Origin of the sequence: Tundrisphaera lichenicola, assembly GCF_051175385.1 — a bacterium.
GTDB classification, from domain to species: Bacteria; Planctomycetota; Planctomycetia; order Isosphaerales; family Isosphaeraceae; genus Tundrisphaera; species Tundrisphaera lichenicola.
Window position 1 is genome coordinate 7,064,015 of the sequence record NZ_CP195106.1, and the last position, 18,978, is coordinate 7,082,992.

Sequence of the window (18,978 nt, forward strand, 5' to 3'; positions counted from 1 at the left end):
GACCGCAGGCATGAACCTGGATCGCCTGGCGGGCGGAATTGCCCGTCAGACTAGCCGGGGCCTGGTCCCCCCGCCATCCCTTGGGTTTCGCGCTTCCTGAATCTCGGGCCCCACTCTTCATCCTTCACTGATTCGAGGAGTATTCGCCATGAATTCGTGTGACCGAACCGCTCGGCGGCACCCCGCAGGGTTCACCCTGATCGAGCTGCTGGTGGTCATCGCCATCATTGCCGTGCTGATTGCCTTGCTCTTGCCGGCGGTCCAGGCGGCCCGCGAGGCCGCCCGACGCGCCCAGTGCATCAACAATCTCAAGCAACTCGGGCTGGCCCTGGCGAACTACGAGTCGGGGAACCAGTCGTATCCCCAGGCCTATGCCCAGGTGGCGATCTGGGACGCGAACAACTCCAACGGGACCGGCGGGACGTCGGGGTGGGGCAACTGGAGCCCGCAGGCGCAGCTGCTCGGATACATGGAGCAGACCGCCGTCTACAACGCGATCAACTTCAGCATCTCCGCGGCGGACAACTGCGACAACGGCGTCCAGGCGACCGCCAACCTCACCCGGATCAACTCGTTCCTCTGTCCGTCCTCAACGTTGCCCACCGGGCAATACGGGGATGTGCCGGCCTGGATGACCGACCGCTACCCGGGCAACAACTACTTCGGCTCGATCGGCTCGGGCATCTGCCCCTGGGCCTCGAACGTGGGCCATAACGGCACGTTCGCGACCACCTCGGCGGGGATGCGGGGGACCTGCGCCATCCGCGACATGACCGACGGGACGAGCAACACCGTCGCCTTCGGCGAATGGCGGATGGGCGACAATGACATCAATCGATTGTCGATCCAGGACGTGGTCAACATCGGGGCCATGGGATCTTCCACGGTCGGTGGCATCGGGAGCTGGGACGGCGCCACCAGCTTCTTCCCCGCGGGCCAGGCGGACTTCCAGTCCTTCCTGAACACCTGCGCCGGCAATGCGAAGGCTTCGGTCGGCAACTGGAAGACGAACAAGAGCGACGTGGGCAAGACCTGGACGATCGGCATGCTCGGCACCTCGCTCGGGACGATGGTCCTGCCGCCGAACTCCCAATACCCCAACTGCCAGCTCGAGCCCTGGGGGGGCGACATGGACGCCCCGGGCATGATCAACCTGAGCAGCTATCACCCCGGCGGGGCGAGCGTCGCCTTCTGCGACGGCTCGGTCCGGTTCCTCAAGTCGACCACCAACAACACCGTGATCTGGTATCTCGGCTCCCGGAATGGGGGCGAAGTCCTCTCGGCCGACTCGTACTGACCGACCCGCCTATCGGCCGGGGATCGTCCCCGGCCGATGGGACGGGCCGCTTGCGGCCGGATGATCCGATGCGGAAACAGGCCGGCCGGAGCGAGGCATTGGTGTCGAGTTCAATGGTCTGGAGCCCCCGATCTCGCCGTCGACGGTCGATCCTCCTCGGGGCGGTCGCCGTGGTCGTCGCGGTGGGCGGCGGCCTCGCGTTCTGGCGGGCGCACCAGGCGAATCGTGCGGCCCTGGCCCGGGCCGCCATCGATCAGGCGCGAGCCGACTTGGAGCGCGGCCACGCGGCCCTGGCCCTGCATAGGGTCGCGCCGGTCCCCGAGCGAGGGCCGTGGGAGGCCGACCTCCTGACCGTCAAGGGGCTGGCATTCGCCGCGCTCGACCGACCCGATGAAGTCCGGCCGCTGCTCGAGCGGTCGCTGGCGCTCAACCCGAACCAGCCGATGGCGGCCCGGGTGCTCGCCGCGGTCTACTTCGCGGCGATCCAGCCGGTCCGAGGGTTCGAGCTGCTCGAGCGGGTCGCCCGGCTCGACCCGAAGGACTATAGCCCCTGGTATGCCGCCGGCGAGATCCTCCTGCACGTCCAGAACCGGCCCGCGGACGCCGTGCGTCCGCTGAAGGAGGCGCTCCTCCGCCGGCCGGACCACGAGGAATCGCGGATCAACCTGATAGAAGCCTTGCTCGCCCTTGGCCAGTTCGAAGAGGCGTCGCCCCTGCTCGAACCGACGCTTCGCGAACATCCCGACGATCCCCGGTTGCTCCACCTCGCCACCCGCCAGGCCCGACTCTCGGGCCAGCCCGAGGAGATGAATCGCTACGCTGAGCGGGTGCTCGCGATGGACCCCGACGACCCCGAAGCCCTGCTGACCCGAGGCCAGTATCGCCAGATGATCGGCCGCCCGCGAGACGCCCTGGCCGACGCCGAGAGGGCGGTCGCGCTGAAGCCGGACGACCCGGCCGCGCTGAACCTCCTCGCCCGGCTCGAAAGTTCCCTCGACCTCAAGGATCGGGCCTTGGCGACCGCGACGCGGCTCCGCGAGGCCCGCGAGCGGGATCAGCGGCTCGGATCACTCCAGGAACAGGTCACGGCCCACCCCGACGACCCCGAGCCTCGCTGGCGGCTCGGCAATGCGGCGGCCGAGTCGGGACTTCGGAAGCTGGCCATCAACAGCTTTCGCGCGGCCCTGACCATCAACCCCCGCTGCCGACCAGCCCTCGACGGCCTGACCACCCTCGGCGTCCCGGTCCCTCGACGACCATCGCGTTGATCGGGGACCTATCGCCTACGGATATGAGGGGACTGTTCCCGGTGGGCGTCGAGATTCAGTCGCGATCGCCCCGGGTTTGGTAAGACTTCTCGCCGGCGTCGACTTCCAGGCCGAGCCGGTTCCGGGGCGGGGCGATCGGGCAGGTGGCGTGCGGCGTGTAGGCGCAGGGGAGGTTGACGGCCTTGTTGAAGTCGAGGATCACCGAGTCGCCCAGGGGTGGCTCGGCGGTGAGCTGGCGGGCGTTGGCCGGGGTGGTCCGGCCGGCGGTGGCGTCGCGGAAGACGAACCAGAGGCGGCCATCGGGCTCGCTCGCGGCGTCGAGTCGATAGGTCTGGCCGTCCCTCTCGAAGGTGGCGTAACCGGGGCTCGGCAGGACGTCGCGGGTTCCGACGATCGTGTCGAAGGCGATCTCGGTCGGCACCGGATGGGGCGTGAACTTGGCGGCGATCTTCCAGTCCTCGGCGACCGGGAACCAGCGGAGCCCGGCGAAGTCGCGCCGGATCGGGCTCTCGTTGTCCTTGATCCGGATCGCGAACCGATCCCCGCGTTTGAGGAGGATCAGTCGGAACCGGCCCACGGCCAGGACGTCGGGCAAGCCCTTCGCGTCGGAGTGGATCTCGCCCCCCTCGAAAGGCCGACCGCCCCGGAGGAAGGTCACGCCCGGCGCGGGCCGGAAGGCGGCCTTCTGGCCATCGAGCGTCAGGACGCCCACGGTGGGCGGGGCCCCTTCGGGCAGGAGGACGTCGGACGATGGGTCGCCGCCGACCTTCGACTCGCCGGGCCGGACCCAGGCCAGGCCCGCGACCGTCAGCCAGCCGTCCTCGGCCTTGAGCCCGGCCTCGCGGTCGAGCCGGAACCGCTCGACCTCGGCCCGGTAGTCCTCGTCGGCCGAGGCAGGACCGGCCGCCGCGAGGGCCATGAAGATCGGGACGAGGAACGATCGACGGGGGATCCATCGGGTCATCGGTCGGCTCCGAAGGGTGGGGCAGGGGGGTTCGGACGGGTCGCGCGGAGAGCACGCGACCAGTTCGATCGATCGAGAATTACTTGCCCCGGTGGGGGGTGTGGCAGGCCTTGCAGGAGGCTCCCATCGCCTTCTGGGCCGCCTTCAGCTTGTCCAGGTCCTTGGCCTCGGCGGCCTCGTCGAGGGCTTCGGCGTCCTTGAGATACTTCGCCGACAGCTTCTTCCAGGAGTCCTTCTCGCCCTTGGGCGGGTCGTTCTTGCCCAGCGCCGCGCCCAGGGTTACGAAGTCCTCGGTCGTCTTGGAGATCGCGTCCCAGTCGGGCGTCTCGGCCTCGACCTGGGTCTTCAGGACGGAGAATTCCGCCTTCGGCCCCTTGTGGAGCTTGGTCATGACCGACTTGATGCTCGGCGTCTTTTCTTCGAACGCGCCCACCGTCGCCACGCCGACGAGGACCAGCGAGACCGCACCCATCGCGAGCCAGTTCTTCATGTGAGACTTCCTCCGGGGACCTCGGATTGGAGTCGGGCCTCCCGGCAACGGAGCCGGTGGCCCGATCGGCCGGACCAGTTTATCCGCCGGTCTCGGCCGATGCTCCATCCTAGGGCCTTGGGGAATCCGATTTCCTTCTCCCGCGAAATCTCCGGGTTGCGGGCGGGGGATCAGCCGGGCCGTTCGATCTCGCGACGCTCATCGGCCGGGAGGTCCGGAGAACTGGTCTCGGCCCGATGGCTCCCGCTCCGCCCCCTCCTTCGGTGCGATGAAGACCCGGTCGGTCGGCAGTTTCTCGATGGCCGACTTTTCGAGCCCGAGGTTCGCGGCCAGGAGATAGGCGGGGTTCCCCGCGATCCAGGTCGACAGGTCGATCGCCTCGTAATGTCCGGTATTGAAGCCGATCAAGACCCGGGCCGGCCCTTCGCCGATGTTCTCGATCGAGTGCCCATAACCCTGAGGGATGTAGCCCACGTCCCCCGCTTCGAGCGTCTCGATCCGGTATCGGCCGTGCGAGCCGAACAGGGTGACGCTGACCTTCCCGGAGATGACGTATTGCCACTCGTCGGCGTTGGGGTGCCAGTGGAGTTCCCGGAGCCCGCCGGGGTCGAGGTCGAGGACCACCCCGGTGATGGTCGTGGAGATCGGGAACCGGTCCGATCCGAGCCGCCACTCGCGCCCCCCCTTGTGGACCGAGTGCGGCTCCTGCTTGAGGAGCTCGAACTTGTGCGTCTCCGGCGGGGTCCGGAGCGTCCCGTAGAGCGGGGGCTGCTGCGACTCGGGCGGCACCGGGCCCCGGGCGAAGTAGACCTCTCCCTCGGGGAGTCCGGCGAGGGCCGACTCGGGCACGCCCAGGTTCTTGGCCAGCAGGGGCTTGGGCGTGTGGCCGAGCCAGTCGGTGATGCTGAAGGTGCCGAACTCGGAGAAGTAGCCGTTGTCGAAGATCAGGATGAAGTGGCAGGTCCCCGGCCCCATCCCCTGGAGCGAGTGCCCGTGGCCCCTGGGGAAGTACCAGACGTCGCCGGGCCCGAAGTCGTTGGTCTCCTGGTTCCCCAGCGGGTCGATCACGGTGGTCCGGACCCGTCCCTCGATGACGAAGGCCCACTCGGCCGCCGTGGCATGCCAGTGAAGCTCGCGGATCGCGCCCGGCTCCAGCTTCATCGAGACGCCGGCGATCCCCTTGGAGATCGGCAACTGCTCGACCGTCGCCTCCTTGCCCGAGCTCCCCCCGATCACCTTGCCTTCCGACTTCTCCAGCTCGAACTTGAACGTCGGCAATTCCCGACCGGCCAGGAGTCGGTCGGGGACGTTGTTCTTGAAGGCGAAATCCGCCTCGTCCGCCTCCGCCTCCGGTCCCGCCTCGACCCCGACCAGGCCCGCCGCGAAGGCGGCCGAACCGATGAATCCTCGACGCGAGAGGTCCGACATCACAATTCCTCATCGGATGATGGGTCGCCCGGCCACCGCGTGCCTCCAGGGGCGACCTCCAACTGTAGGGGCTCCCGCCCTCGTCGAGAACCCACCCAGCCGGCAAATTCGCCTCAATCGCCAGATTCGCTCAACCAGGCGATCGGGATCGCCGATGATTATCCCGGCTCGTGCCTGCGCCGACCGGAAGGCGCCGGCGACGATCCATGGAGGGGTCTGCCAGAGCCTTGGACGGAGCACGGTCGTTGACCTTCCCAACAACTATTCGACGGCTAGGATGGGCCCTCCTCGTGATGGGGGTCGCCCTCTGGCCACGAGGGATCCAGGCCCAGGACCCTCCGCCAACGCCCTCGCCCTCCCCTCCCCAGGCCCAGCCCGACCCGGCCCAGCTCGCCGAGCAGGTCCGCCAGCTCGCCGAGATGAATCAGCGCCTGGCCGAGCAGCTCGGCGACCTCTCCCGCAAGTATGACGACCTCTCCCGACAGGTCGGGGGCTCGATCGCCGCGCCTCCCGGATCGACCACCACCTCGGGAGGCGTCCCCCCGAGCCCGGGAGGCGCCGGGGGCCCGAGCGGGATCGGCGACGGCTCGCCCAACTCCTCGTCCTCGTCCACGCCCGATGCCGGCGAATCCGGCGGAGGCATTGTTGACGTCCAGGACGCCCAGGCGGACGGGAATCGACGAAGAGGCAAGATCAAGCTGGGGACCACCTACGACTACGACAAGGACGGGTTCCTCTTCTCCTCCGACGACTCCGAATTCCAGCTCAAGGTCCGGGCCCTCGCCCAGATCGACGCCCACATCTACCAGCAATCCAACCAGGACCCCGTCAAGAACGGCTTCTACATCCCCCGGGCCCGGTTGTATTTCTCCGGCCGGGTCACCAAGCCCATCGAGTACATGATCTCCTTCCAGCGGGGCTACGACAACTTCGACCTGCTCAACGGCTTCATCAACTTCAACTACGACGAGCGGGCGGTTCTCCGCGTCGGCCGATTCAAGACCCCCTACACCTACGAGTTCTACAAGATTGAGGCCCAGGACCTCCTCGCGCCCGAACGTTCGCTCTTCAACATCAACTTCCAGGGCAACCGGCAGATCGGGGCGATGTTCTACGGGCAGCTCTTCAAGAAGCGGATGGAGTATGCCGTGGGGACCTTCGACGGGGCCAGGAACAGCTACCGGCCCTTCAGCGACAACCAGGACGTGATGGCCTTCTTCAACTTCCGGCCGTTCCTGGAGACCGAGTCCGCGCTGAAGCACCTGAACGTCGGCGGCTCGCTCGATTACGGCTCGCAGGACAACCCGACCGTCCCCATGGTCTTCCGGACCTCCTCGCAGGTCTCCAGCTCCACCCTCAACGGGAACACGGTCAATGCAACGGCCAACGTCCCCTTCTTCGCCTTCAATGGCAACGTCCGCGAGCGCGGCCTTCGCGAGCAGTGGGAACTCCACACCGCCTACTTCTACAAGGGCCTCTCCCTCATCGGGGCCTGGGATTCGGGCAAGAACACGTATGGCTTCGATGGCTCGACGGCCAGCCCCGTCTCCGTCCCGATCGGGGGCTATTCCATCCAGGGTGCCTACATCCTCACCGGCGAGACCCGCAACGACAACGGCCTGATCGACCCCATCCACCCGTTCGACCTCCGGCCCGGCAAGTTCGGCCTGGGGGCGATCGAGCCGACCGCCCGCTACAGCTCGATCTTCCTCAACCGGAGGGTCTTCGACGCCGGGTTCTCCGACCCCAAGCTCTGGACCAACGCGGCGTACATGACCGACATCGGCTTCAATTGGTACCTGAACAAATTCACCAAGATCTACTTCGACTGGCAGCACGCCGTCTTCGGAGAACCGGTATACTATCGCCCGGGAGCCAAGCAGTTAACCAGCGATCTCTTCTGGCTCCGGTTCCAGGTCTACTTCTGAGCCGAGGGTCTAACGCCAGTCGGTCGGCCCCGCCCCGTAATGGTCGATCCGTCGGAGGTCCTTGGTCGCGTCGATCTTGCTCGGGGGATCGATCCGGCCTCGGACATAATTCCCGCCGTCGCCGCCGTTCCCACCCCCTCGGGGACGGCCGTTCTCGGGGCTGTTGCACCCCCCGAAAACCATCAGAGTCGCCAGGATCAGTCTCGCCAGGATTCGCATCAGGCCCCCATCCGGAAGGTGGCGGGGATGTGGACCATCGCATACCGCAAGGCGAACCCGGATACCAGGACCAGGACCGGCGAGGCCCAGCGCCACCAGGCCCCCGGGAGCCTCCGGCTCGCCAGGGGGATCAGCAGCCCGGCCGGGACCACGAACGCCGGGATCAGGACCCCCGGCCACCGGAGCATCGCCGGGCCGGCCAGGTCCCCCAGCGAGAGGGCGAACGCCACCAGCATCAGGAGTTCCAGGACCATCGCGATCGCGTCGACCCGCTCCAGCCGATCGACCACCGCATGGGGCGTCTCCCGGAGCCGCCAGCGGACCATCAGGATCATCGCCGCCACTCCCGTCGAGGCCGCCGAGGCCAGGAACAAGGGAGAAAGCCAGGTGGTCTGCGCCCAGACCGGCTGGTTCGTGGCCGTCAGCAAGGTCCCCGTGTAGGCCCCCAGGAAGAACGCCGAGACCAGCCCGCCCAGGCTCACCAGGACCCCGACCGGCCCTCTCGTCAGGCGATCGGCCAGCCACCGGAACCGACCCAGGCCGAACCACCCGTCCTCGGCCAGCGAGGCCAGGAACGAGATCCCGCTGAACGCACCGAAGCTCGACAAGGCCCACGAGCCCGCCGACATCGGCGACCACCACTTGAGCATCGGTCGATACGTGTTCGACTGGATCAACATATGCCAGAACCGCTCGGGACGCCCCAGGTCGATGACCAGCAGTAGCCCGCAGATCGCGATCAGGGGAGTCGCCAGGTAATCGGCCACCCGGACGGCCTTCCGGTCGTCCTCGTCCCCGACCAGCCGGACCATGCAGGCCACGGCATAGGCCCCGGCCGCGATCCCGCCCAGGAAGAAGTACCAGATGATGTAATGGCCCCACTCGGGGTCGGCCACGAAGGTGTCGTACCGGTTCATCTCAGGCCGCCTCCGGCCGGGGGGACTCGGCCGAGGCCACGGCCTTCTTGCGCCGGGCGAAGACCGCGAAGACCCCCGCCGCCATCGCCAGCGAGGCCCCGATGGCCTTGATCGACGACGGCCAGAGCCCCCGGCTGGGGACCTGCGGGACGACCTCGGCGGGGAGCCCGTAGACCTCGGGCTCGTCCATCAGCAGGTAGAACGAGTTCAGGCCGCCCAGGACCTTCGAGTCGTGCCCGTAGAGCCGGGCGTCGGTCTCCCCTCGGGCGTGCAACTGCTCGACCCGTCGGGCCGCCCGGGTCCGCAGCTCCTCGATCGGCCCGAACTGGATCGAGGCGGTCGGGCAGGCATGGGCACAGGCCGGGACCAGGTTGTTCTGGAGCCGGTCGTAGCAGAACGTGCACTTCTGGGCGATATGCTTCTGGGCGCTGACGTGGATCACGCCGAACGGGCAGGCCGAGATGCAGTCTCGGCAGCCGTTGCAGGCCGGCTCCTGGATGTAGACCGAGTCGAACTCGGTCCGGACGATCGCCCCGGTCGGGCAGATTTCCAGGCAAGGGGCGTCGACGCAATGCTTGCAGATGTCCGACATCATCAGCCAGCGCGACTGGGTGGTCCGGTCCTCGCTGAACTGCTCGATGAACTTGACGTGCCGCCAGTCGACGTCGGAGAAGCTCCCGGTATTGTCGTAGCTGTTGCCCGTGAGGGGGACATGCCCGTCATCCCGCGCCGGGAGCGCATTCCACTGGTGGCAGGCCACCTCGCAGGCCTTGCAGCCGATGCAGACCGTGGTGTCCGTGAAGAACCCGACCGCCTGAGCCATCACGCCACCCCCTCGGCCTTCGCGGCCTCGATCGGAGCCCCACCCCGTTATACACGCGGAGCCCCAGACAAGCCAATCGCATGCCAGGCCCGCCCCTCGGGAGCGTCCCGCCGTCCCGGATGTCGAGGCCCGCGGAGCAAGCTCCGCCCAAGCAGAGCGGAAGCAAGCTCCCGCACTCCAAAGCCTCCGGCGGCCCGATCCCGAGACGAGGTTGTTCCCGGGGTCAGCGGCCGCTGACCCCTGCCACCCACCTCGGCCCGAGCCCGAGGCATGGCTTCGTTCCGCCACCGGCCAATGGCTTCGTTCCTCGCGGAAACTGGTTCCCACGCCATCCCAGGGACACCGACACCCGAAACCGAAACAAAACAAGCACTTACACCCACAGTCCACAAAACAGCGTCTCCAACCCGAGCCCGACAATGGCTTCGTTCTGAACTCCAGCAATGGCTTCGTTCTGAACTCCAGCAATGGCTTCGTTCTGAACTCCAGCAATGGCTTCGTTTTGAACTCCAGCAATGGCTTCGTTCTGCCAGAAGGTGATCGCCATCCCCTTCGAGATCGGCCCCGGCGGGGTCCGCGAACGGTCGGAGCCTGGTCATGGTCGACGATCCGGGAGTGGGTTTCTTGGACTTTGTCAGTCCATGCCACGAATGAGGATGACGGGACACTTTCCGGTTATTATCGCGAATCTGGGACCTGTCTTCACAGGGTTTCCCCTCGGTCGTAAGCCGGGACGTCGAGCCTGACTCGTGCGAACTATTCCTGGCCCTATCGATGGAATCGCCGCCCACCCATGAAACCAAGTCGAACTCATCGCTATCATGGGCATCCCGAAGGATTTATCGCCCAGTCCCAGGGAGACCCCGATGCCCCGAGCAGACGCCGATCGGAATCTCCTCTTCGGAATTCTGGCCCTCCAGATGGACTTCATCACCCGTGATGAACTGATCGCCGGCATGAATTCCTGGATTCTGGAGAAGCACCGGCCGCTGGGCGAGATACTCGGCGAACAAAGGGTGCTCGCCCCCAGGCTACGTAAGCTTCTGGATTCGATGATCGCCGCCCAGGTCGAGCGGCATGCAGGGAACTCATCGGTCTGCCTGGCCGCCCTGAGTTCCATCGAATCCGCATCCTCTGCCCTTCGAAGCTCGATCGCCGACCGGGATGTTCTCGAATCGCTCGCGCTCATCTCCTCCGGCAAGCTTGAAGACCCGTATGCAACCCGGGTGGGTCACGCCCTCACGAGGATCTCTGTCGGCTCACGCTATTCAAAGTTGCGGGCCCATGCCTGGGGCGGCCTCGGCGTTGTGTACGTGGCCAGGGACGAGGAACTCAACCGTGAGGTCGCCCTCAAGGAGATCCAGGAACGCCACGCTGACGACCCGGACAGCCGGTCGCGATTCCTGATCGAGGCCGAAGTGACCGGAGGCCTGGAACACCCCGGGATCGTCCCGGTCTACGGGCTGGGCTTTGACGAGAATGACCGCCCCTTCTACGCGATGCGTTTCATCCGAGGCGAAAGCTTGAAGGAGGCGATTACCACCTTCCACGCCAATCCGGCCCTGCTGACCCGGGAGAGTAATCGATCGCTTGCACTGAGGAAGCTCCTGAGTCGATTCCTCGACGTTTGCAATGCCATCGAGTACGCGCATAGCCAAGGCGTCCTGCATCGAGACCTCAAACCCGACAACATCATGCTGGGCCGCTTCGGCGAGACCTTGGTGGTTGACTGGGGCCTAGCTAAGGTGACCGGGAGGACCGGAGGGGAGCCTACCACGTCCCTGAACGAGGGTGCCCTCGCTCCTTCCTCTTCGAGCGGCTCACACGAGACCTTGCCAGGTTCCACGATCGGGACACCCGCTTATATGAGTCCAGAGCAGGCCTCCGGGGATCTCGACCGACTTGGCCCGATCAGTGACGTTTACAGCCTGGGAGCCACGTTCTACCAACTCCTGACGGGACGAGCGCCATTCATCGGCAAGCCCCTCGACGAACTCCTTTCTGACGTCCAAAACGGACGTTTCCCGCTGCCGCGATCGATCTCGTCTTGGATCGACCCTCCATTGCAAGCCATCTGCCTCAAGGCCATGGCCCTGCATCCCAAGAACCGCTACACCTCGCCCCGGGCCCTCGCCGACGATATCGAATATTGGCTCGCCGATGAGCCCGCTACGGCCTTCCGAGAATCGCGATTGGCCCTGGTCTCGAGATGGCTGAGGAAGCGACCCCTGACGCGATCGTGGATGCTCTCGCTCCTGGTCGTCAATGTCATCGCCTTGATGGCATGGGTAGGGCTGTTTGACATCACCTATGCCATGCAAGAAGCCACAAAGGACATCATCACAAAACACAAAAACATGTTTGATTCGACAACCCTGGAAATCTACAACATCAACGTCAGACTTCAACAAATCGTCACGCTCCTCTCTCGGTTCCTGACGGCTGAGTTCGGTGCCGCAATCGGACTCTTCGCCGGATCGATAGCGCCGAGTCGTCAGCGAACTCGATGGAGGTTGGGGCTCGGGGCCGTCGGGCTCGGCATTGGTGCCATGATCGGACCAAGCCTCGGGCGTACGATCCTGAGGGCGATCGAGGGCCGCCTCTGAAAAATCGGTGAGGCTCGGCGAGGAAGCCGGGCTCGTCAGACCAGCCCCTCGCTGCCGGCCAGGAAGAGTTCGAGATACCTTTTGCCATAGTCCTGGTAATAATCCGGCTCGTAGAGATTCGAGAGGACCGATTGGAGGTAGCCCCAGGTCGACTCGCGGAAGTTCGAGACGAGCCTCATCAGCCTGAGCCGGCGGAGGTCCTGCGGGCGAACTTCCCCGAGATACTCGGCCAGCAGTGCCTCCTCCTGCTCGTCGTCGAATTCGCCGTTGGCGGCGAGGGCGGCCAGGTCGAAGTAGCGGTCGCCGAGGCCGGCGAATTCCCAGTCGATGATCCAGATTTGACGATCGTCCTCGATGAGGTTGGCCGGCAACATGTCGTTGTGGCAGAGGCAGTGGGGGTCGCCCGCCGGCAGATCCCGCTCGATCCGGTCCAGGGTCGCGAGGGCCTGGCCCATCTCCCCCGGCATCGCGGCCTGCCGCTCCTTCGCCAGGGCATGATTGAGGCGAGCCCCGGCGAATGGGGAGAACGCCGCGGCCTCGGGCGGCGCCGGGTGTTCGTGGCAACGTCGGAGCGACTGCGCCACTCGCCGGAGCGTGGTCGGCTCTCGGAGGGACTCGGTCGTCAGGACTCGCCCCGGCACGAAGCGGGTGACGAGCACGGCCGGGCCGCGCAGCGAGCCGACCACTTCGGGGCCCACCCCGGCCTTGAACGCCGCCCGGGCACAGGCCGCCTCACGGTCGCGATCGATCCCCAGCAGCTCGGTCCCCTCGCCCGCGACGCGGGCCACATAGGACTCGCCGTCGGCCTCGACGAGGAAGTTGCGATTGGTCATGCCGCCGCCCAGCGGCTCGATCGAGAACTCGCGGCCCGAGAGCGCGGGCACGCGGAGCAGGAGGTCGCGGATTCGCCCCTTCTCGTCCCGCCCCGAAGTGTCCGTCATGATGACTCCCCAGCGGAGAGGATTCGGCGCGAGTTCTCGGTAAGATCCTACCGGGACCCGGGCCATCGGTCCACCGGACGGACGCATGCAATCCCGCTCAACCGTCCAGCTCTCGGTCCCAGACACCGGTCGGGGGGAGGTCCGGCCACTTCTTCTCGCCGGACCTCGGCGGGCAGGACCACCGCCTCGCGCCGGCCACTTCGATCAGGTGCCCGACCGTCACCGGATACTGGCCCAGGTCCCGCATCTCCTCCTTCAGGCCGGGGGGCCAGAAGAGGATCGGCCCGCACTCCGGCCCGAAGTGCTTGTGGAACTCGATCCCCGCCAGATCGACCCCGAACGCCCCGGCGAACGCCTCCAGGAACTCGGAGGCATCACTCCCGGTCATGCCCAGGTCCTCCTCCAGGCGCGACTCGGGACGGAGCCTGTCCGACCGCACACCCTAGAAGTTGCAGAGGAATTCCCGGACTTCGTCCGCGAGCGCTCGATCCACAGGCATACCTTCCCGGTCGAAAAGCCTCTTCTTCGATGGTGCATCCGGCAATTGACCCGATGCCGAAGGCCGCCACTTTTCACGAAACGAGGTATTCTGCGAGATGCACCGCACATCAAACACGGACAATATCAGGATTTACCAAACACATGGAACCTCAACGACTCTCGGTCGCAGGCTGGGCACCTGAAAGGGGGACTGCCAACCGTCCGACCGAGCGGCACCAGTGAAGCCATGTCGGGGTTCTCGCAGCCGCACGGAACATCCTCGACGACAGGGTCCGAGTCCGACGCACGGCGACGATGCCTCCATAGAGCGAGCCGATCGGCGATGGCAAAGACCAGGATGGAGGCCCCGAGACCGGAGAGCAGTGATGGGAACAGCGAACCGCTGGAGGTTGCGACGACCAACCCTGCGACAACGCCGCAGGCGAGCCCAGCGAGGCAGCCCGAGTTGCGGGCGAAGTCGCTCTCTCGGCGCTCGTAGAACCCGCCGCAAGTCGGGCAGGCCAGGAGGGTGCACCGGATGAGCCGCCCCTCTCGCGACGCCTGGGAGAGGGTGAGCCCGATCCGGTCGAGGATTCTCGACTCACCGGGATGCCTCAGCACGACCAGGGGGCCGAAATCCACTCGAATGGCATGCCATCCGGACGGGCAGGGCGTGGTCCGGTAACCGCAGGCAGAACAAAGGCCTCGGTAGGTCATCGGCATGCCATCGGCCTCTCCTCGCACCCCGTCCCCCGAGCAGTCAGGTGCCCCCCGGCTACTCCATCCTAACGCTTTTCAGTTCGTCAACGATGGCGCATTCTCAGGGCAGGATGCGCCGAATCCGTCTGTTGAACACAACGCTATAAAGGGATCACACATTGAGCAAATTTCCACTTAACAAATTCACAGGAGGCCGCCTTCGCCGACTGTAGCGGGCGGCAAGTTGATCCCGGCCCTGGCCTCCTCGCAACGGGCGGGTAGCCGGACCGGTCTCCGACGGCCGAGTCCCGGGCTCGGCTCGACGTGGAATCGCGGATCTCCAGATCACGGGCCGAGAGCCGGGCGAACTCCCGCCCACAAGGAACTCGCATCGGGTTCGCCCGGGCCGTATGCTGGCCCAATGGCCCGTGGCCACCCACCCAACGGATCGAACCGGACCCTCGCATCGGAGCCGAATCCCATGGACCGAACCCCCGCGATCTCTCGTCGAGGATTTGCCAGGCTCGCCGCCTCGGCCGCGGCGCTCTCGCCGATGGCCGGGCTGGCCGGTCGCTCGCTCGGGGCCTCTCCGGCGGCCCTCGCCCCCGGCCGCGACCCCTGGCTCGGCCTGAAGATGGGGATCGCCACCTACACCTTCCGCAAGCTCTCCCCGGAGCAGACGATCGCGGCCATCCATCGGCTCGGGCTCCACTACGCCTCGATCAAGGACTTCCACCTCCCGCTCAAGAGCACGTCCGAGCAGCGTAAGGCCCTCACCCAGAAGTTCCGGGACGCCGGGATCACCCCGGTCAGCTGCGGCGTGATCTCGACCAAGGACGACGAGACGGCCATGGTCGCCATGTTCGAGTACGCTCGCGACGCGGGCATCCCCACCATCGTCTGCAACCCGACCAAGGCCTCGCTGCCGACCCTGGACAAGATGGTCAAGGAGTACGACATCAAGCTGGCGATCCACAACCACGGGCCAGAAGACAAGATCTGGCCGTCGCCGCTGGACGTCTGGGAGGCGGTCAGCTCGCTCGACCCGAGGATCGGCCTGTGCATCGACGTGGGCCACACCGCGCGGACCGGGACCGACCCGGCCTCGGCGATCCGGACCTGCGCCAGCCGACTCTTCGACCTCCACATCAAGGACATCGCGGCGCCGAGCGGGGGTTCCGAGCCGGTCGAGCTGGGCCGGGGGGTCCTCGACCTCCGGGGGATCCTCCAGGCCCTCCTGGACATCAAGTACGCCTACCACGTCGGCCTGGAGTACGAGAAGGACGCCGACGACCCCATCCCCGGGACGGCCGAGAGCATCGGCTATCTCAAGGGCGTACTCTCGGGGATGAACGGATAATCAAGGCTCGCCGGGCCGCATTTTCTTGCTCCCTCTCCCTTTGGGAGAGGGCCGGGGTGAGGGCTCGTGGCCATACCCTCGGGATCCGATCCAGGGTCATCGAACGTCGCCGGTATCGCAAAGGACCCTCACGCTGGCCCTCTCCCGGAGGGAGAGAGAGGCAGAGAAGACCCTCACCCCGAGGAGCGAGCCAGCAACAAGCTCAGGCTTCGCAAAGCCCCGAGTTTCGTTGCTATGCGTATTCGTTCCGTGTTACCGTCGAAGCCATCGTGATCGAGATCCGGGCTCCCTCTCGCCCGCCCCTCGATCGCTCCCACCCCCGACGCACCCCCGAGAGTCCGATGATGACCCGCGACCTCCGGTCCAAATTCCTCGCCCTGCCCGTGGCGGCGGGCCTGCTGACCACCTGGGCCATCGCCGACGCCCCCAAGGGTCCTGCGGCCACCCGGACCGGCCAGGACGCCCTGGGCGACTGGACCACCGACGCCCCCGGCGTCCGCCGGAAACTGACGGTGGACGACCTCCCCAAGCCGTTCGACACCCCCTCGGCGAAGAATCAGCCCAAGGTCGTCAAGCGGCCCGACGGGGCCTGGCCCAAGGTCCCCGAAGGGTTCCAGGTCGAGGAGTTCGCCACCGGCCTGACCAACCCCCGCGTCATCATGACCGCCCCCAACGGCGACCTCTTCATCGCCGAGAGCCAGGCCGGGCGCGTCAAGGTCCTCCGCGACTCCGACGGCGACGGCAAGCCCGAGCTGACCGCGATCTTCGCCGAGAAGCTGAACCGGCCGTTCGGGATCGCCTTCCATCCCCCCGGCCCGAACCCGACGCATGTTTACGTCGCCAACACCACGAACGTCGTCCGCTTCCCCTACAAGGCCGGCGACACCAAGGCGAGCGCCGGGCCCGAGACGATCGTCGCCGAGCTGCCCGGCTTCGCCCAGCTCACCGGGGGCGGCCACTGGACCCGGGACGTCGACTTCTCGCCCGACGGCAAGCGGATGTTCGTCTCGGTCGGCTCGAAGACGAATGTCGACGACGGCAAGGACGAGGAACGCCGGGCCGACATCCTGGAATTCACCCCAGAAGGCCGCCACGAGCGGATCTACGCCTCGGGCATCCGGAACCCCGTCGGACTGGCGATCCAGCCCGGGACCGGCGTGATCTGGACCTCGGTCAACGAGCGCGACGGGCTGGGCGACCACCTCGTGCCCGACTACATCACGCACGTCGAGGAAGGCGGCTTCTACGGCTGGCCCTGGTACTACATCGGCGGGAATCAGGACCCTCGAATGGAAGGGAAGCACCCCGAGCTGAAGGACAAGGTGATCGTCCCCGACGTGATCCTCCAGTCGCACTCGGCCTCGCTCGACCTGGCGTTCTACACCGGCGACCAGTTCCCCGACGAGTACAAGGGGGACATCTTCGCCTCCGAGCACGGCTCGTGGAACCGCGAGCGTCGGACCGGCTACAAGGTGATCCGGGTCCCCTTGAAGGACGGCAAGGCGACCGGCGAATACGAGGACTTCCTGACCGGCTTCGTCACCCCCGAGGGGGACGTCTGGGGCCGCCCGGTGGGCGTGACCGTCGCCAAGGACGGGGCGCTCCTGGTGACCGACGACGGCTCGGGCACGGTCTGGCGGATCTCGACCACCAAGGCGAAGGTCGCCGCCCGATGATCCGACGAAGGGCCGGATTCACCCTGATCGAGCTGCTGGTGGTCATCGCGATCATCTCGGTCCTGATCGCCCTGCTGTTGCCCGCGGTCCAGGCCGCGCGCGAGGCGGGGCGTCGGGCCCAGTGCGCCAACAACCTGAAGCAGATCGGGCTGGCCCTGCACAACTACCACGCCACGCACGGCGGCTTCCCGGTCGGGTTCCTCTACCCGACCGGCGCCGTGCCGGCCGAGACCTCGCCCCAGCAGTACCGGTGGTCGCCGCTGGCCCAGATGGCCCCGTACCTGGAGCAGGCCAACCTGGCCAACTCCTTGAACTTCCAGTTCCCGCTGGCGACCCGCCCCGCGGGGGGGTCGGCCTTCTGGCCCCCCTATCCGGCCAACACGACGGCCATGAGGACCAGGGTCGCCGTCTTCCTCTGCCCGAGCGACGGGGCCCCCGCCCCGATGGACGACTCGGGGCCGACCAACTACGCGTTCTGCTCGGGATCGGGGACCAACGGCGGGAACGCGACCCGCGCCGATGGGCTGTTCATCCTCGGCCCGAGCCTGGCGATCCGCGACATCCTCGACGGGTCGAGCCAGACCGTGGCGGCCTCGGAGGGCCTGCTCGGGATCGCCGGGCCGTCGTACACCCAGACCTCGCCCACCCCGGTCCCCTCGGCGATGGATCGCGCCGTGGCGCACGTGGCCGCGGGCCCGCTGACCGACGACCTCTGCCGGCAGGCCGGCAAGGGCTGGCTGTTCAACAAGGGGGCGGCCTGGTTCGACGGCAATTACTTGAACACGCTCTATAGCCATCATGTGCCCCCCAATTCCCCCGATCCCGATTGCATCACCTATCACGACCCCGGCTGGAAGGCCGCCCGGAGCCGACATCCCGGGGGGGCGCTCTCCCTCTTCGCCGACGGCCACGCCGCCTTCATCAAGGACAGCGTCAACCTCCTCGTCTGGAGGGCCATCTCCACCCGAAACCTGGGCGAGGCCGTCTCGGCGGATTCGTTCTGATCCGCGTCGGAGGCGCTGGGGCACCACTCCTTCCTCGTCATCGACGATTTCTCCTCTCTCGCGGAGAGAATTACATGGAGGCGGGGCATCAAGGTGGTTTCCGCCTGTTCCTGGCCTGGATGTTCTTCCCGCTGATCCCGGCCCTGCTGGGCCAGGCGTGCTCGCAGGCGCTGGGGTTCTGGAGGGGCGTGGACCCTCGGGATTGGGGCTGGGCGGCCTGGCTGATCCAGCTTGGCCCGCTCCTGGGATTCGGCTACCTGGCGGGGGCCACGCTCGACCTTCCCGACGATCCCGAGGCCCGGAAGGGATGGGGGCGGCTCTCCCGGAGATGGGCCTGGGTGGCGATCGGCCCCTGGGTCGGATTCATCTCCGCGGTCGCGATCCTCTATACCTGGTCCCTCGTCGCGAGCGCGTTGCGTTGGGCGTCCATCACCGTCCCGTGGTCGGGTTCTCCCTTCCCCCCCGAGCCCTTGATCATCGCCCTCCTCGGCTGGATCGCCTATGGGTGGCTGATCGTGGCCTGGGTGGTCCGCCTTCGGGCGGTCCGTCGAGGCCGGGCCGGGCGGTCGTTCGCGAACGGCCTGACGGTGGCCTTGCTCTTCGTGGGCTCGCTGTTCGGGACCTTCTGGGCCGCCACCGAGATCTGGCGCGATTACTTCTTCGATCGTCGAGTCGTGCCGATCCTCTTGATTGCCTGTCTTTTGATAATGATGGCGGGCTGCTCGGGGACGGTGACCTACGGCGAGGTCCGGCGTCGCGAGTTGTTCCAGGCCCTCCTCCTGGCCTGGCTCCTGGGCCTGGGGCTGGGCTGGCGATGGTGGAGCCGTTCGCGATCGAAACCAACCTGACGCCGAGGTATCCTGGATGCCTTGACGATG

Annotated in this window: 17 protein-coding genes; 8 read left to right on the forward strand and 9 right to left on the reverse strand. The window is 66.8% G+C overall.

Annotated elements, in window-relative coordinates:
* Positions 1-148: 148 nt before the first annotated feature.
* Positions 149-1,297 (forward strand): DUF1559 domain-containing protein, encoded by a 1,149-nt coding sequence (locus tag P12x_RS28005; protein WP_435008381.1) that lies wholly within the window; start codon positions 149-151, stop codon positions 1,295-1,297.
* Positions 1,298-1,365: 68 nt separating this feature from the next.
* A complete protein-coding gene (locus P12x_RS28010; RefSeq protein ID WP_435008383.1) occupies positions 1,366-2,565 on the forward strand; it encodes a tetratricopeptide repeat protein in 1,200 nt (399 codons plus the stop codon).
* A 55-nt stretch (positions 2,566-2,620) separates the two neighbouring features.
* Here the strand turns inward: P12x_RS28010 and P12x_RS28015 are convergent, their stop codons facing one another.
* From P12x_RS28015 to P12x_RS28025, 3 genes are all read right to left on the reverse strand, one after another.
* On the reverse strand, positions 2,621-3,529 hold the full coding sequence (locus P12x_RS28015) for a DUF1684 domain-containing protein (protein ID WP_435008384.1): 909 nt from the start codon (positions 3,527-3,529) through the stop codon (positions 2,621-2,623).
* A gap of 79 nt (positions 3,530-3,608) precedes the next feature.
* Positions 3,609-4,019, reverse strand: coding sequence for a cytochrome c (locus P12x_RS28020; RefSeq protein ID WP_435008386.1), 411 nt, complete (start codon positions 4,017-4,019; stop codon positions 3,609-3,611).
* Between the two features lie 198 nt (positions 4,020-4,217).
* Positions 4,218-5,447, reverse strand: a complete 1,230-nt coding sequence (locus tag P12x_RS28025; RefSeq protein ID WP_435008387.1) for a cupin domain-containing protein — start codon at positions 5,445-5,447, stop codon at positions 4,218-4,220.
* A gap of 293 nt (positions 5,448-5,740) precedes the next feature.
* Here P12x_RS28025 and P12x_RS28030 point away from each other — a divergent pair, with 293 nt between their 5' ends.
* Complete coding sequence (locus tag P12x_RS28030; RefSeq protein WP_435011741.1) at positions 5,741-7,375, forward strand: porin; 1,635 nt, start codon at positions 5,741-5,743, stop codon at positions 7,373-7,375.
* A gap of 9 nt (positions 7,376-7,384) precedes the next feature.
* On the opposite strand, the gene P12x_RS28035 is transcribed toward P12x_RS28030, so the two are convergent.
* From P12x_RS28035 to P12x_RS28050, 4 genes are all read right to left on the reverse strand, one after another.
* Positions 7,385-7,594, reverse strand: a complete 210-nt coding sequence (locus P12x_RS28035) for a hypothetical protein (RefSeq protein WP_435008389.1) — start codon at positions 7,592-7,594, stop codon at positions 7,385-7,387.
* Complete coding sequence (nrfD, locus tag P12x_RS28040; RefSeq protein ID WP_435008391.1) at positions 7,594-8,511, reverse strand: NrfD/PsrC family molybdoenzyme membrane anchor subunit; 918 nt, start codon at positions 8,509-8,511, stop codon at positions 7,594-7,596. The genes P12x_RS28035 and nrfD overlap by 1 nt, the downstream gene beginning before the upstream one ends.
* Position 8,512: 1 nt before the next feature.
* Positions 8,513-9,334 carry a 4Fe-4S dicluster domain-containing protein gene (locus P12x_RS28045; protein WP_435008393.1) on the reverse strand — a complete coding sequence of 274 codons (822 nt, stop codon included), beginning with the start codon at positions 9,332-9,334 and terminating at the stop codon, positions 8,513-8,515.
* A gap of 373 nt (positions 9,335-9,707) precedes the next feature.
* On the reverse strand, positions 9,708-9,881 hold the full coding sequence (locus P12x_RS28050) for a hypothetical protein (protein ID WP_435008395.1): 174 nt from the start codon (positions 9,879-9,881) through the stop codon (positions 9,708-9,710).
* Positions 9,882-10,200: 319 nt separating this feature from the next.
* On the opposite strand from P12x_RS28050, the gene P12x_RS28055 reads away from it, so the two are divergent.
* Positions 10,201-11,940, forward strand: coding sequence for a serine/threonine-protein kinase (locus P12x_RS28055; protein ID WP_435008396.1), 1,740 nt, complete (start codon positions 10,201-10,203; stop codon positions 11,938-11,940).
* 35 nt (positions 11,941-11,975) lie between these two features.
* Here the strand turns inward: P12x_RS28055 and P12x_RS28060 are convergent, their stop codons facing one another.
* Both P12x_RS28060 and P12x_RS28065 read right to left on the reverse strand, forming a co-directional pair.
* Entirely contained in the window at positions 11,976-12,881 is a 906-nt protein-coding gene (locus P12x_RS28060; protein WP_435008397.1) for a phosphotransferase, read from the reverse strand.
* A gap of 97 nt (positions 12,882-12,978) precedes the next feature.
* Positions 12,979-13,320: a DUF1493 family protein gene (locus P12x_RS28065; protein WP_435008399.1), complete on the reverse strand. Its 342-nt coding sequence runs from the start codon at positions 13,318-13,320 to the stop codon at positions 12,979-12,981.
* Between the two features lie 1,221 nt (positions 13,321-14,541).
* Between P12x_RS28065 and P12x_RS28070 the strand changes: the two genes are divergently transcribed.
* The 4 genes from P12x_RS28070 (at position 14,542) to P12x_RS28085 (ending at position 18,948) form a co-directional block, all read left to right on the forward strand.
* Positions 14,542-15,420, forward strand: coding sequence for a sugar phosphate isomerase/epimerase family protein (locus tag P12x_RS28070; protein ID WP_435008401.1), 879 nt, complete (start codon positions 14,542-14,544; stop codon positions 15,418-15,420).
* 344 nt (positions 15,421-15,764) lie between these two features.
* Positions 15,765-17,096, forward strand: coding sequence for a PQQ-dependent sugar dehydrogenase (locus tag P12x_RS28075; RefSeq protein WP_435011742.1), 1,332 nt, complete (start codon positions 15,765-15,767; stop codon positions 17,094-17,096).
* Complete coding sequence (locus P12x_RS28080; protein ID WP_435008403.1) at positions 17,093-18,100, forward strand: DUF1559 domain-containing protein; 1,008 nt, start codon at positions 17,093-17,095, stop codon at positions 18,098-18,100. Before P12x_RS28075 ends, P12x_RS28080 begins: the two co-directional genes overlap by 4 nt.
* A 74-nt stretch (positions 18,101-18,174) precedes the next feature.
* A complete protein-coding gene (locus tag P12x_RS28085; RefSeq protein ID WP_435008404.1) occupies positions 18,175-18,948 on the forward strand; it encodes a hypothetical protein in 774 nt (257 codons plus the stop codon).
* Positions 18,949-18,978 lie beyond the last annotated feature (30 nt).